The 14,809-nt window shown below is 57.7% G+C and carries 11 protein-coding genes and 4 tRNA genes; 5 read left to right on the top strand and 10 right to left on the bottom strand.

What is annotated here, in order from left to right:
* The first annotated feature begins 63 nt into the window (after window positions 1–63).
* On the top strand, window positions 64–1,245 hold the full coding sequence (locus BMH52_RS17000) for an MFS transporter (protein ID WP_073844417.1): 1,182 nt from the start codon (window positions 64–66) through the stop codon (window positions 1,243–1,245).
* A gap of 118 nt (window positions 1,246–1,363) precedes the next feature.
* Window positions 1,364–2,707 carry a Na+/H+ antiporter NhaA gene (gene nhaA, locus BMH52_RS17005; protein WP_073844419.1) on the top strand — a complete coding sequence of 448 codons (1,344 nt, stop codon included), beginning with the start codon at window positions 1,364–1,366 and terminating at the stop codon, window positions 2,705–2,707.
* Between the two features lie 81 nt (window positions 2,708–2,788).
* Here nhaA and BMH52_RS17010 read toward each other — a convergent pair whose 3' ends face one another.
* The 10 genes from BMH52_RS17010 to BMH52_RS17055 all read right to left on the bottom strand — a co-directional run bounded on the left by BMH52_RS17010 (window position 2,789) and on the right by BMH52_RS17055 (window position 12,213).
* Window positions 2,789–4,663 (bottom strand): SurA N-terminal domain-containing protein, encoded by a 1,875-nt coding sequence (locus BMH52_RS17010; protein ID WP_073844421.1) that lies wholly within the window; start codon window positions 4,661–4,663, stop codon window positions 2,789–2,791.
* Window positions 4,664–4,891: 228 nt separating this feature from the next.
* Entirely contained in the window at window positions 4,892–5,164 is a 273-nt protein-coding gene (locus BMH52_RS17015) for an HU family DNA-binding protein (RefSeq protein ID WP_003174819.1), read from the bottom strand.
* 149 nt (window positions 5,165–5,313) lie between these two features.
* Complete coding sequence (lon, locus tag BMH52_RS17020; protein WP_003192252.1) at window positions 5,314–7,710, bottom strand: endopeptidase La; 2,397 nt, start codon at window positions 7,708–7,710, stop codon at window positions 5,314–5,316.
* Between the two features lie 187 nt (window positions 7,711–7,897).
* On the bottom strand, window positions 7,898–9,181 hold the full coding sequence (clpX, locus tag BMH52_RS17025; protein ID WP_003192254.1) for an ATP-dependent Clp protease ATP-binding subunit ClpX: 1,284 nt from the start codon (window positions 9,179–9,181) through the stop codon (window positions 7,898–7,900).
* A 112-nt stretch (window positions 9,182–9,293) separates the two neighbouring features.
* On the bottom strand, window positions 9,294–9,929 hold the full coding sequence (clpP, locus tag BMH52_RS17030) for an ATP-dependent Clp endopeptidase proteolytic subunit ClpP (RefSeq protein WP_003192255.1): 636 nt from the start codon (window positions 9,927–9,929) through the stop codon (window positions 9,294–9,296).
* 91 nt (window positions 9,930–10,020) lie between these two features.
* Window positions 10,021–11,331, bottom strand: coding sequence for a trigger factor (gene tig / locus BMH52_RS17035; RefSeq protein ID WP_014718988.1), 1,311 nt, complete (start codon window positions 11,329–11,331; stop codon window positions 10,021–10,023).
* Between the two features lie 401 nt (window positions 11,332–11,732).
* Window positions 11,733–11,808, bottom strand: a tRNA-His gene (locus BMH52_RS17040).
* A 77-nt stretch (window positions 11,809–11,885) separates the two neighbouring features.
* A tRNA-Leu gene (locus BMH52_RS17045) sits at window positions 11,886–11,970 on the bottom strand.
* Between the two features lie 58 nt (window positions 11,971–12,028).
* Window positions 12,029–12,104: transfer RNA gene (locus BMH52_RS17050), tRNA-His, on the bottom strand.
* 32 nt (window positions 12,105–12,136) lie between these two features.
* A tRNA-Arg gene (locus BMH52_RS17055) sits at window positions 12,137–12,213 on the bottom strand.
* A 275-nt stretch (window positions 12,214–12,488) separates the two neighbouring features.
* Between BMH52_RS17055 and folD the strand changes: the two genes are divergently transcribed.
* The 3 genes from folD to BMH52_RS17070 all read left to right on the top strand — a co-directional run bounded on the left by folD (window position 12,489) and on the right by BMH52_RS17070 (window position 14,697).
* Window positions 12,489–13,343, top strand: coding sequence for a bifunctional methylenetetrahydrofolate dehydrogenase/methenyltetrahydrofolate cyclohydrolase FolD (folD, locus tag BMH52_RS17060; protein WP_014718989.1), 855 nt, complete (start codon window positions 12,489–12,491; stop codon window positions 13,341–13,343).
* A 126-nt stretch (window positions 13,344–13,469) separates the two neighbouring features.
* A complete protein-coding gene (locus BMH52_RS17065) occupies window positions 13,470–14,027 on the top strand; it encodes a helix-turn-helix transcriptional regulator (protein WP_072433877.1) in 558 nt (185 codons plus the stop codon).
* Window positions 14,028–14,127: 100 nt separating this feature from the next.
* Window positions 14,128–14,697 (top strand): HD domain-containing protein, encoded by a 570-nt coding sequence (locus BMH52_RS17070; protein ID WP_072433876.1) that lies wholly within the window; start codon window positions 14,128–14,130, stop codon window positions 14,695–14,697.
* Window positions 14,698–14,809: the final 112 nt, after the last annotated feature.

The following is a 14,809-nucleotide window of genomic DNA, read 5'->3' on the forward strand; positions in this document are numbered from 1 at the left end:
GCCTGTTTTTCCGCGCCTCGCAGCCCCCTACCCTGGCTCCTTGCCCTTTCAAGGAGAGCGCCCATGAACGACAGTCCCCTATTGGTCGATACAGCGCCCCACGCTGAACGCCTGCCCCTGGCCGGTCTGCTGGCGTTGGCCTGCGCCGGCTTTATCACCATCCTGACCGAGGCGATGCCCGCCGGCTTATTACCGCAAATCGGTGCTGGGCTTGGGGTCTCCCAGGCCCTGGTCGGGCAACTGGTGACCCTCTATGCGCTCGGCTCGTTGCTTGCTGCTATCCCCCTGACATTGCTGACCCGGGGTTGGCGCCGGCGGCCGCTACTGTTGATCGCCATCGGCGGTTTTGCATTGGTTAACAGCGTCACCGCGTTCTCCAGCCACTATGGCTTGACCTTGGCTGCACGATTTTTCGCCGGTGTGTTCGCTGGCTTGCTGTGGGCCTTGTTGGCGGGTTACGCCAGTCGTATGGTCGCACCTCATCTGCAGGGCCGGGCGATTGCCGTGGCCATGCTGGGTGCGCCGCTGGCCTTGTCCCTCGGCGTGCCCGCCGGCACCCTGCTGGGCACGCTTGTCGGATGGCGCGCCAGTTTTGCCATCATGACTGGCCTGACCCTGTTACTGCTGATATGGGCGCGTTGGCAACTGCCGGATTTTGCCGGTGAACCGCCAAGCAAACGCCTCGGCTTACGTCAGGTACTGGCGTTGCCAGGCATCAGGCCGGTGCTCTGGGTGACCTTTACCTACGTGCTCGCGCATAACATTCTCTATACCTACATCGCCCCTTTGCTGGTGCCCGCCGGTATCGACCGCGAGATTGATCGCGTGCTGCTGGTGTTCGGCCTGATGGCCCTGCTGAGCATTTGGCTGGTAGGCATCTGGATTGATCAGCACCTGAGGCTGCTGACCCTCATCAGTTGCGCGATGTTCGCCGTTGCGGCCCTGCTGCTCGGACTATGGTTCAACTGCGTAGTCGCCATTTACGTCAGCGTGGCGTTGTGGGGGCTCGCCTTCGGTGGCCTCCCAGCGCTATTGCAAACCGCGCTGGCCAAGTCGGCTGGCAACTCGGCCGATACCGCCCAATCGATGTTGGTTACGGTATGGAACCTGGGCATCGCCGGAGGTGGATTAGTGGGCGGGCTCTTGCTCGAACGTTGGGGCGTCGTGGCATTTCCATGGGCAGTTCTAGGATTGATCGTGTTGGCGCTGGGTGCAATCCGGGGTAAAGCGCTGCCCGCGCGATGACAAGTTTGTTTACAACTTATTCCTCACCTTCCTATCATCGCCCCTGGGTGCGTTGTTGCATAAAGCACGGCGCAGGTTAAAAGCCAAGCATTGGTCGGGCCGCCAATGGAGATTTGTCGTGCCTGATAAACACCCCGCCATTCCCCGCCCCCAACGTTTGACTGAGGGCGCGCTGTCCGCCCTTGAGCGCTTTTCACACATCGAAGCCGTCAGCGGTATCGTGCTGCTGCTCGCCGCCATCGTCGCGCTGGTGTGGGCCAACAGCCCCGCCGCCGCGACCTACGAGCATTTCTGGAACACGCCCATCACCCTCGGGCTGGGCGATTACAGCGTGTCGCGCTCCCTGCATTTTCTGGTGAATGACGGGCTGATGACCATTTTCTTTCTGGTAGTCGGAGCCGAGATCCGCCAGGAAATCAAAGACGGCGCCCTCGCTAACCTGAAGCTGGCCACGCTGCCGTTGGGCGCGGCGTTGGGCGGTGTGCTGATGCCCGCCCTCATCTACACCCTGCTCAACCACGGCACCGCCGCCGCGAGTGGCTGGGCGGTCCCCACCGCGACCGACATCGCCTTTGCCGTGGGCGTGCTCGCGCTGCTGGGCAAATCGATTCCCAGTGGCGTGCGCATCCTGCTGCTGGCCTTGGCGATCATCGATGACATCGTGGCGATTCTGATCATCGCGATCTTTTTCACCGCCAGCCTCGACTACATGGGCTTGGTGATTGCTGTCGGCGGGCTGGCCCTGGTGTTGGTGTTCCAACGCATGGGCATCAGCAAGGCGGCGATCTACCTGCTGCCAGGCGCTATCGTGTGGTTTGGCCTGCTCAAGACCGGCGTGCACCCAACACTCGCCGGGGTGATCCTTGGCTTGATGACCCCCGTCAATTCCAAGCCCACCCGGGAACGCCCGCTGGAAACCATCGAACGCACCTTCAACGAGCTGATGGACCGGTTCTCGCAGCCAGCCGAAGGGGCCCAGCAAGTCGCCACGCCCCTCAAACAATTGCGCGAAGCTCAACGGGAAATACTGCCGCCAGTGCAGCGTGTTCAATCGGCGCTGCACCCCTGGGTCGCGTTCGGCGTAATGCCGCTGTTTGCATTGGCCAACGCCGGTGTGAGCCTGGACGGTTTCAATCTGGATGACCCGCTGGCCCATGGCGTATTTATGGGTGTCGTCTTCGCCCTGGTGCTCGGCAAGCCTCTGGGCGTGATGCTGGCGAGCCTGGCGCTGGTCAAGCTCAACATCTGCAAGCTGCCGGACGGTGTGAACTGGACGGGCGTTGGCCTGGTAGGGCTGTTGGCGGGGATCGGTTTCACCATGTCGATCTTTATCTCGTCCCTGGCATTTTCCGACCCGGCCCTGCTGTCGGCTGCGAAGCTGAGCGTATTGGCGGCTTCAACCCTGGCGGCGGTGATCGGGTTGACGTGGGGCAAGCTCAAGTTTGCAGCCAAGAACGCCTAAAGCGCATTCAGCACTCACTTTATCAAGGGCAAAAAAAGACCCCGGCCTTTTCAGGTCGGGGTCTTTTTATTCAGGCCGGCATCAGTACTTCTTGATGTCTGCCTGGGTTTCCAGCTGCTTGCGGTAGGCCGCGAAGTCCTGCTGGCCAATACGGGAAGCGAGGAAGCGGCGGTATTGCGCCTTTTCTTCGTCCGTAGGGGCCGCCGCTTCGTTCACGCCGTTCAAGCGCACGATCATCAGGCTGCCATCGCGCAGGGTCACGGTGGTGAAGGTAGGCTTGTCCTTGGCCGCCGGCTTAGGCATGCGGAACAAGGCTTGCAGCACGGCCGGGTCGATAGACTCCTGACCACGGGTAGCCGCCTCAGTCACCTTCCAAGCCTGACCGTCAACCGGCTGGTCCAGCGCGGTCCTGCCATCACGCAGGCTGGCGATCAACTCGTCGGCACGGGCTTTGGCAGCAGCGCTTGCGCGCTCCTTGGTCATCTGGGTGCGAATGGCCGCCTCGACCTTCTCGAGCGGCAGTTGGGCCGGCTTGAGATGCTCCTTGGCACGCAGCACGATGATGGTTTCCGGGTCCAGTTCGATGGCGCTGCTGTTGGCACCTTCATCCAGCACTTCCGGGCTGAATGCGGCAGTGACCACGGCACGGTTGGCCGCTACACCTTCGCCACCTTCGCGGCCAAACGGCGCGGAGGTATGGACGGTCAGCTTCAGGTCAGACGCCGGCTGAGCCAGGTCAGAGGCTTCGAATGCCGCATCTTCCAATTGCTTGGTCGCTTCGACAAAACGCTGTTCAACCTGCTGTGCCTTGAGCTCGCGGGTCAGCTTGTCTTTCAGGCTGGCGAACGATGGCACTTCAGGCGCTTCAACGCCCAGCAACTTGATCAGGTGCCAACCGAAGGTGGTGCGCACCGGCGCCGACACCTGGTCTTGCTTCAAGCCGTACAAGGCGGTTTCGAAGTCCGGGTCGTAAACACCAGGGCCAGCAAAACCGAGGTCGCCGCCATTGTTGGCCGAACCTGGATCCTGGGAGAACTCCTTGGCCAGAGCTTCGAACTTCTCACCCTTGGCCAGGCGCGCCTGGATGTCTTCGATCTTGGCCTTGGCTTGCGCCTCGGTGACCTTGTCGTTGACTTCAATCAGGATATGCGCGGCACGACGCTGTTCAGCGAGGTTGGCGGTTTCCTTCTCGTAGGCAGCCTGCAGCTCATCGTCCTTGACAGTCACCTGGTCGAAGAAGGAAGACTTCTTCAATTCCAGATAGTCGATGACCACTTGGTCCGGGGTCATGAACTCTTTGGCGCGCTGGTCGTAGTAGGCTTTGACCTCAGCGTCGGTGAGTTTCACCGCCGCGGGATCAGCCTTGATGTTGACGGTGGCGAAATCGCGGGTCTGTTTTTCCAGACGGGCAAATGCCAGCACCTCGGCGTCGGTCACAAACCCGCTGCCGGCGATGCCTGCGCGAACCTGGCCGATCAGCATTTCCTGGGTCAGCATCTGACGGAATTGCATGCGGCTATAGCCCAGCTGACGGATCACCTGGTCAAAGCGTTCGGCGTTGAACTTGCCGTCCACCTGGAATTCCGGCGTCTGCAGGATCACCTGATCCAGCGCAGCTTCCGAGAAGCCGAACTTGGAATCGGCAGCGCCTTGCAGCAGCAGCTTGCGATCGATCAGGCCCTTGAGGGCAGCATCGCGCAGCAGTTTTTCGTCGAGCAGGGAAGCATCGAAATCCTTACCCAACTGTTGCATCAGCTGGCGCCGTTGCATATCGACAGCCTGGCTCAGCTCGGTCTGGGTGATTTGTTCACCGTTGACCTTGGCCACGTCCTGCTTGTTATTACCCGAAGCCTGGAAAATGGCTTCGATACCGGTGAACGCCATCAAAGCGACGATGATCCCGATAATGGTCTTGGCAATCCAGCCTTGTGAATTGTCCCTGATATTTTGCAGCATGCGTCCCCCAGAAACGGTTGAACTTCAAAAATTAGGCAACCGTGGAGCGTGGGTAGAGTCCGGATAGAAGAAAGGCGCATCCGAGGATGCGCCTTCTCGTAACTGGCGGAGCGGACGGGGGTTCGAATCTGCACCCCCGGCGTGGCGACCCGATACGTGGGTCAGCTACCGCTCCGCTGCCAGGCCAGACCTGCGTCCGACCCGGGTAAGCAAAGGCTTGAACGAAGCTTAGTTAACGGCTTCTTTCAGGGCTTTACCGGCTTTGAAACCTGGTTTCTTGGCAGCAGCGATTTGCAGTGCTTTGCCGGTCTGTGGGTTACGGCCAGTGCGAGCTGGGCGGTCAGTCACAGAGAAAGTACCGAAGCCTACCAGTACCACGGAGTCGCCGGCCTTCAGAGCGCCAGTGACGGATTCGATTACTGCGTCCAGCGCACGGCCAGCAGCAGCTTTCGGGATATCAGCGGATGCAGCGATAGCATCAATCAGTTCCGACTTGTTCACTCTAAGTCCCCTTATATATCTATTGAGTATGATTCTAAGTTTTTTGGTAAAAAGCAAAACCAGTGCTGAATGGCCTACAGACACTTAAGAGCCGCTTTATAACAAGGGCTCTAAAAAGCTGTCAAGGAAGCCCCCCAGGCTCCAACACATTAATGCGTGCTAATTCTTTCCTTGGAATCGGACTCGCGTTTTTCGTCCTTCGCGACGATCTCCGGGGCCACATCCGGCAAGGGCTCCGGCGCGTATTGCAGCGCAATTTGCAGGACCTCGTCAATCCATTTAACCGGTTTAATCTGAAGATCCTGCTTGATATTGTCAGGAATTTCCTTCAAGTCGCGAACATTCTCTTCAGGAATGATCACGGTCTTGATTCCACCTCGGTGCGCAGCGAGTAATTTCTCTTTCAGACCACCGATCGCCAATACCTGGCCACGCAGGGTAATTTCTCCGGTCATCGCCACATCAGCGCGCACAGGAATGCCGGTCAACGCTGATACCAGCGCCGTGCACATGCCCACGCCAGCGCTAGGGCCGTCTTTGGGGGTCGCCCCTTCCGGCATGTGGATATGGGTGTCGTGCTTCTCGTGGAAGTCCAGCGGGATGCCCAGGCTGCGGGCGCGGCTGCGTACCACGGTCTGCGCGGCCGTAATGGATTCGACCATCACATCACCCAGGGAGCCGGTCTTGATCAACTGGCCTTTGCCCGGAATCACCGCCGCTTCGATGGTGAGCAATTCGCCACCCACCTGGGTCCACGCCAAGCCAGTCACCTGGCCGACCTGATCCTGCTGCTCGGCCAGGCCGTAGCGGAATTTCTTCACGCCCAGGAAGTGTTCCAGGGAATCGGCGACCACCTTCACAGAGAAGCGTTTTTCCAACGCGTGCTCCTTCACCGCCTTGCGGCAGATCTTCGCGATCTGGCGCTCAAGGCCCCGTACACCGGCCTCGCGGGTGTAGTAGCGCACGATGTCACGGATCGCCTCGACCTCGAATTCGATCTCGCCCTTCTTCAGGCCGTTGGCCGAAATCTGCTTGGGCGCCAGGTACTTGACCGCGATGTTGATCTTCTCGTCTTCGGTGTAGCCCGGCAGACGAATCACCTCCATCCGATCCAGCAAGGCTGGCGGAATGTTCATGGAGTTGGAGGTGCACAAGAACATTACGTCAGACAAGTCGTAGTCGACTTCCAGGTAATGGTCGTTGAAATTATGGTTCTGCTCGGGATCAAGCACTTCGAGCAAGGCCGACGCCGGGTCGCCACGCATGTCGCTGCCCATTTTGTCGATTTCATCGAGCAGGAACAGCGGGTTGCGTACACCCACTTTTGTCATCTTTTGAATCAATCTTCCTGGCATCGAACCGATGTAGGTACGGCGATGACCACGGATCTCAGCTTCGTCACGCACGCCACCCAAGGCCATGCGCACGAACTTGCGGTTAGTCGCGCTGGCAATCGATTCCGCCAGGGAAGTTTTACCCACACCTGGAGGCCCGACCAGGCACAGCACCGGACCGCGGATTTTTTTCACACGTTTTTGCACGGCGAGGTACTCAAGGATGCGCTCCTTGACCTCTTCCAAACCGTAATGGTCAGCGTCGAGAATCTCTTCAGCACGGGCCAGGTCCAGGCGCACCTTGGTCTGGGCCTTCCACGGCACTTGCACCAACCAGTCGATATACGAGCGCACCACAGTGGCTTCGGCCGACATTGGCGACATCTGCTTAAGCTTGTTCAGCTCGGCGGTGGCCTTGGTCAGGGCGTCTTTGGGCAGGCCAGCGGCATCGATACGCTTTTTCAGCTCTTCGATTTCGTTGTGGCCTTCCTCGCCGTCGCCGAGCTCCTTCTGAATGGCCTTCATCTGCTCATTCAGGTAGTACTCGCGCTGGCTACGTTCCATCTGCTTCTTCACGCGGCCACGGATACGCTTCTCAACCTGCAACAGGTCGATTTCGCCATCCAGCATCGCCAATACGTGTTCGACACGGGCCGACAGGTCGATGATTTCGAGGATGTCTTGCTTCTGCTCGATCTTCAGCGCCATGTGTGCAGCCATGGTGTCGACCAGGCGGCTCGGTTCATCAATGCTGTTGAGCGAAGACAGGACTTCAGCCGGGACTTTCTTGCCCAACTGCACATATTGCTCGAACTGCGACAGCAGGCTGCGCACGAACACCTCGGATTCACGCTCCGGGGCTTCGACTTCTTCGATCAGCGCCACTTCCGCGCGCAGGTGGCCGTCCACCTCCATAAAACGCTCTACGGCACCGCGCTGCTCACCTTCGACCAACACCTTGACGGTGCCATCGGGCAGCTTGAGCAATTGCAGGACAGTGGCAATGGTGCCGACGCGATACAGGGCATCTTCACCCGGATCATCATCAGCAGGATTCTTCTGGGCCAACAGCAGGATTTGCTTGTCGCCCGTCATCGCGGCCTCGAGGGCTTCGATAGACTTCTCGCGCCCCACGAACAGCGGGATAACCATGTGCGGATAGACGACGACATCGCGCAACGGCAGGAGAGGCAATTCGATGGTTGTCTTCATGATTTCGCCTCTATGACAGTTCAAAAATAAGCTTGAAACCAAGATGGGGGTTACATGCAAAAAAAACAAGCTCAATGCCAGTAGTTAAACGCATGAATACACGCGAATTTAACCACCGCCCTAAGAAACGCCCCCAAAGACAAGGGGCCCCTAGAGGCCCCTTGCTTGTACCGCAACTGCTGAACGCTTATGCGTCGGGTGCAGCCTTGGCAGCCGGCTCACTGTTTTCGTAGATATACAGTGGCTTGGACTTGCCTTCGATCACGCTTTCATCGATCACCACTTTACTCACCTCAGACTGCGAGGGGATTTCGTACATGGTGTCGAGCAACACGCCTTCGAGGATAGAACGCAGGCCACGTGCACCGGTCTTACGCTCCAGTGCTCGCTTGGCCACCGATTTCAGCGCGTCGGTCCGGAACTCGAGGTCTACACCTTCCATCTCGAACAATTTGCCGTATTGCTTGGTCAGGGCGTTTTTCGGCTCGGTGAGGATCTGGATCAAAGCCGCCTCATCCAACTCGTCCAACGTGGCCAGGACCGGCAGACGGCCAACGAATTCCGGGATCAGACCGAACTTGACCAGATCGTCAGGCTCGACTTCACGCAGGGACTCGCCCACCTTCTTGCCCTCTTCCTTGCTGCGCACTTCCGCACTGAAACCAATGCCGCCACGGGTGGAACGCTGCTGAATCACCTTCTCCAGACCGGAGAACGCACCGCCACAAATGAACAGGATGTTACGCGTATCAACCTGAAGGAATTCCTGCTGCGGATGCTTGCGACCACCTTGCGGCGGTACGGACGCAACCGTGCCTTCGATCAGTTTCAACAGGGCCTGCTGCACGCCTTCACCGGAAACGTCCCGGGTGATCGACGGGTTATCAGACTTGCGCGAGATCTTGTCGATCTCGTCGATGTAGACAATACCCATCTGGGCTTTCTCTACGTCGTAGTCGCACTTCTGCAGCAGTTTCTGAATGATGTTCTCGACATCTTCACCCACGTAGCCAGCCTCGGTGAGGGTGGTGGCGTCGGCGATGGTGAACGGAACGTTCAGCAGGCGAGCGAGGGTTTCTGCAAGCAGGGTTTTACCCGAGCCTGTAGGACCGATCAGCAAGATGTTGCTCTTGCCGAGTTCAACCTCATCACCTTTCTTGTCACGCTGGTTCAAGCGCTTGTAGTGGTTGTACACCGCTACGGCCAGAACCTTCTTTGCACGTTCTTGACCAATGACGTACTGGTCAAGGATGCCGCTGATTTCTTTAGGCGAAGGTAATTTATGCGCACTGCTCTCGGCCTGGGCTTCCTGCACCTCCTCACGGATGATGTCATTGCACAGGTCGACGCATTCGTCGCAGATAAACACCGAGGGGCCGGCAATCAATTTGCGTACTTCATGCTGGCTTTTGCCACAGAAGGAGCAATAGAGCAGCTTGCCGTTGTCCTCGCCGTTGCGGGTGTCAGTCATTCGTTCGATCCAAATCCGATAGGCTTGCAACACAAGATGAAGGCTTATGCGGGCTTTTTCAAGCCCGCCAGTGGTCGGACATGCCGACCAGCCCTATTTTGAGCGGCTTATATTAAGCGGGGCGCTTGTCGATCACTGCGTCGATCAACCCGTATTCCTTGGCGGCTTCAGCGCTCATGAAATTGTCACGGTTGGTATCGCGCTCGATTTCTTCCAGGGTGCGCCCGCTGTGCTTGGCCATCAGCGTGTTGAGACGCTCACGAATGAAGAGGATTTCCTTGGCGTGGATTTCGATGTCCGACGCCTGGCCCTGGAAACCGCCCAGCGGCTGGTGAATCATCACGCGCGAGTTCGGCAGGCAGAAACGCTTGCCTTCGGCACCCGCAGTCAGCAGGAAGGCGCCCATGCTGCACGCCTGGCCAATACAGGTGGTCGACACGTTTGGCTTGATGAACTGCATGGTGTCGTAGATCGACATGCCCGCAGTCACCGAACCGCCCGGTGAGTTGATGTAGAGATGGATGTCCTTGTCCGGGTTTTCCGCTTCAAGGAACAGCAATTGCGCACAGATCAGGTTGGCCATGTAGTCCTCTACCGGGCCAACCAGAAAGATCACTCGCTCCTTGAGCAGGCGCGAGTAGATGTCGTAGGCGCGTTCGCCACGAGCGGACTGCTCGACAACCATCGGGACCAAGCCGCCTGCGGCCTGGATATCAGAGTTCTGCTGAATATAGGAATTACGGAACATGCTCTGCAGTTACTCCCAAATAGTCATGTCTTGAAAACGCATAAGCCAGCGCGAGGCTGGCTTATGGTTGAATTTCCAACGAGTTGGACAATCAGTCGGCTTGTGCTGCTTCCGCCGGTTTGACTGCTTCTTCGTAAGAGACCGCTTTATCGGTCACCTTAGCCTTCTGCAGAACAGTATCCACAACTTGTTCTTCCAGCACAACCGAACGTACTTCGTTCATCTGCTGCTCATTCTTGTAGTACCAAGCCACGACCTGCTCAGGCTCCTGGTAGGCCGAAGCCATTTCCTGGATCATTTCACGAACGCGGTCTTCGTCTGGCTTGAGGTCGAACTGCTTGACCACTTCAGCCACGATCAGGCCCAGCACAACGCGGCGCTTGGCTTGCTCTTCGAACAGCTCGGCCGGCAGTTGGTCAGGCTTGATGTTGCCACCAAACTGCTGAACCGCTTGAACGCGCAGGCGATCCACTTCGTTGGACAGCAGGGCCTTAGGCACTTCGATCGGGTTGGCGGCCAGCAGACCGTCCATGACCTGGTTCTTGACCTTGGACTTGATAGCCTGGCGCAGCTCACGCTCCATGTTCTTGCGAACTTCGGTGCGGAAGCCTTCGATGCCGGTTTCCTTGATGCCGAACTGGGCGAAGAACTCTTCGTTCAGCTCTGGCAGCTTAGGCTCGGAAACGCTGTTGACGGTAACGGTGAACTCGGCGGCTTTGCCAGCCAGGTCCAGGTTCTGGTAGTCAGCAGGGAAAGTCAGGTTCAGAACGCGCTCTTCGCCGGCTTTGGCGCCAACCAGGCCGTCCTCGAAACCAGGGATCATGCGGTTGGAACCCAGCACCAGTTGAGTGCCCTTTGCGGAGCCGCCAGCGAAGACTTCGCCGTCAACCTTGCCAACGAAATCGATGTTCAGTTGGTCTTCGTTCTGGGCGGCACGGTCGGCCACTTCAAAACGAGTGTTCTGCTTGCGCAGGATTTCCAGCATGTTGTCCAGGTCCGAATCGGCCACTTCGGCGCTCAGACGCTCGATTTCGATACCGTCGAAACCGGCCACTTCAAATTCCGGGAACACTTCGAATACGGCAACGTATTCCAGGTCCTTGCCCGCTTCCAGGGACTTGGGCTCGATCGAAGGCGAGCCTGCCGGGTTCAGCTTTTGCTCGACAACGGCTTCGTAGAAAGAAGCCTGGATCACGTCACCTACAGCTTCCTGGCGCGCATCGGCACCAAAACGACGCTTGATTTCGCTCATCGGCACTTTGCCTGGACGGAAACCAGCGATCTTGGCCTTTTGGGCAGTCTGCTGCAGACGCTTGTTGACCGCAGTCTCGATACGCTCTGCCGGCACGGTGATGCTCAGGCGGCGCTCGAGAGCAGTAGTATTTTCAACAGAAACTTGCATGGATATTCCTCGTTGCACAGACATTAGCCGGCCATTTCCGACCCCAATCAAGGGCATGCATTCTAGTGGGTCAAACTCAAGAAGTCACCCTACTGAAAACACAGCGGAAAACAGCCGGCAATTTATCGGTACGAAAGCACTGAAGTACCTCGCCCCGGTGACAAATACAGCCAAATTGCGCCAGGGCTCTGCGCCGCCCCTCTCTATATATAGAAGGAACACGCATCCATCTCCCTGACGGCCCGCCCTGCGAACAGAGCGAGCAAGCAACGCGGCATCATCGAGATACACAAATACGACGACACGCCCTGCCGGGGCAGCCCAGCACCTGCGACCACCCAATCTCAAACCGCCAAAACCAAAAAAGGCGCCAGACTGTTAAATCTGGCGCCTTTCGAATATGGGGTGGACGAAGGGGATCGAACCCTCGACAACGGGAGTCACAATCCCGTGCTCTACCAACTGAGCTACGCCCACCATATTGCGTTAACAAAGAAACCAAACCACTTCTTTGTTGAGCCCTGCCCCGCCTGACGACCGGGAAAAGCTTTAATTGGTGCGGATGAAGAGACTCGAACTCTTACGCCTCGCGGCGCTGGAACCTAAATCCAGTGTGTCTACCAATTCCACCACATCCGCGCTTAAAGCTCTTAAAGCAAAGGCGCCAGACTGTTAAATCTGGCGCCTTTTCAGAATATGGGGTGGACGAAGGGGATCGAACCCTCGACAACGGGAGTCACAATCCCGTGCTCTACCAACTGAGCTACGCCCACCATATAGCGCTACTTGTGCCAAAGCTGCCTAATGGCGCACCCGGCAGGACTCGAACCTGCGACCATCCGCTTAGAAGGCGGATGCTCTATCCAGCTGAGCTACGGGCGCCTTATTAATCTGTACTCTTGGAGGATTACAAACTAAGTGCTTCCAGCCTTGCAGTACAACTATTCTGCTCGACCTTCTTAACCAGTGCTAGGCTGTGCCCGACAAGTGCGACGAATAGTATAGATGCCCCGGAAACCCGTCAAATCTTTTTTGAAAAAAACTGATTTTATTTAAGGGGTTAGGGCAATTTGCAGACCAAGCGCCTTTGCCCTCGCGCCTTGGCATGCGAGAATGCGCGCACTTTTCTTCCCCCTCTCGATGGTTAATCACGCGTAATGACTGCACAACTTATCGACGGCAAATCAATCGCCGCCAGCCTGCGCCAGCAGATCGCCAAACGAGTCACCGAGCGCAGCCAGCAAGGCCTGCGCACGCCTGGCCTCGCGGTGATCCTGGTCGGCAGCGATCCTGCCTCTCAGGTTTATGTCTCGCACAAGCGTAAAGACTGTGAAGAGGTCGGCTTTATTTCCAAGGCCTATGACTTGCCTTCGGACACCACTCAACAGGCCCTGACCGACCTGATTGACAGCCTCAACGATGACCCGAACATGGACGGCATCCTGCTGCAACTTCCACTGCCCGAGCACCTGGACGCCTCCAAGCTCCTGGAGCGCATCCGCCCGGACAAAGACGTCGACGGTTTCCACCCTTATAACGTCGGCCGCCTGGCCCAACGCATTCCCCTGCTGCGCCCATGCACCCCCAAAGGCATCATGACGCTGCTGGAAAGCACCGGTGTCGACCTGTATGGCCTTGACGCTGTGGTGGTGGGCGCATCGAACATCGTCGGTCGCCCGATGGCCATGGAGCTGCTGCTGGCCGGCTGCACCGTGACCGTCACCCACCGCTTCACCAAGGACCTGGCCGGCCACGTCGGCCGCGCTGACCTGGTGGTAGTCGCCGCCGGCAAGCCAGGCCTGGTCAAGGGTGAGTGGATCAAGGAAGGCGCTATCGTCATCGACGTGGGCATCAACCGCCAGGAAGACGGAAAGTTGGTGGGCGACGTGGTGTATGAAACCGCCCTGCCCCGCGCTGGCTGGATCACGCCGGTTCCAGGCGGTGTCGGGCCGATGACCCGGGCGTGCCTGTTGGAAAATACGCTGTATGCCGCAGAAACCCTACACGGCTGATAACCAGGCATGATGAAAAAGCCCTGCTTTATCGCAGGGCTTTTTAATGCCCGTGAAAAACCCTTGTTGCAGGCTGTTAGTGCATTAAACAAACTAGCCAAAAGCCGCCACTCTTCCGGATTCGAAATGCCTGGCATCTTCCCAAAGCCAGCCTTGCCTGGTATCGCGCTCAGGCGGTGGCGCTTGTTGCACCGAGTCAAACAAGCCCACGCTGCGCAGTTGTTCAACGTCACCCAATCCACTATTTCGCGCTGGGAAAGCGGCGTACAGGCAATCGACCCCTGCGCGCACCAACAGCTTGAGCAATTGCTCGCCGCCCGCCTTGATGCGGCCGCCGATCAAGCCTTGGCCCGCCTGGTCAGGGAAAGCTCACGACCCGTTCATCTCATGTGCGACCTGACCCATCGTCTGCTGGCTTGCTCCCCTGCCCGCGCAGCCCAGTTCGCAAGCCCCGTCAGCGAATTGCTGGGGCGTTCGCTATGGCGCTTTGCGACACCGGAAATCATCAGCAAGGAGCTCTCCCTGGATGAATCCGGGTGGAGGGAAGTCAGTGCGCCACCGGCGATCGAGTTCGTCACCGGCCACAATGACTCACTTGTTGTGCCTATCAGCCAGAGCGCCTGTCGGTGGACGCGCATTCCTCTTTCAGACGGTACATCGGCGCGTTTGGTGGAGACGCTTTGACTGCCCTGCGCTATGCATATTGTATGCGTGGACGCACAGCCTACCCGGGCTTAATCTGACTCCAATAGCATAGCCTTCGCCACCGGAGACAGAGAACTTCATGAACATCGACAAAATCAAAGGGCGCCTCGAATTCCTGCGCGAAACGGAAAAACTCAAGGACGTTCTCAGAAGTGCACACACCTCTTCCGGGCGCACGGAAAGCACGGCGGAACACAGTTGGCGTCTTTGCCTGATGGCTATTGTTTTCGAGGACCAACTGGCCGAACTAGACATGCTGAAGATCCTCAAGATGTGCGTCATTCACGATCTGGGTGAGGCCATCAGCGGAGACATTCCAGCCGTCAGCCAGGCGGCGTTTCCCAACAAGGGCGAGCAAGAGAGAAACGATCTTCTGCTTCTGACCTCTGCGCTGGATGAACCGCTGAAAGCTGAGATATTGGCGCTCTGGGATGACTATGAGCACGCACAGTCTGCGGAGGCAAAAGCCGTCAAGGCGCTGGACAAGCTGGAAACGCTGCTCCAGCACAATCAGGGCAAGAACCCACCGGACTTCAATTACGAGTTCAATCTGGCTTACGGCAAGAAGTACACAGATGCCAACCCTCTGTTTGAGCAACTTCGACATCTTATCGATGAGGACACTCGGGAAAAAATATCAAAGCAGTAGGTAAAAATCGCTACAAGCCCGACCAATCATCGGCTTACAGCCTTTATTTAAAGGCTCTCTATCGCTTTCTGATCCATACTCCTAAAATGTAACGTCATTTGTCACAAGATCC

The organism is Pseudomonas sp. BTN1 (genome assembly GCF_001907715.1).
GTDB classification, from domain to species: domain Bacteria; phylum Pseudomonadota; class Gammaproteobacteria; order Pseudomonadales; family Pseudomonadaceae; genus Aquipseudomonas; species Aquipseudomonas paracarnis.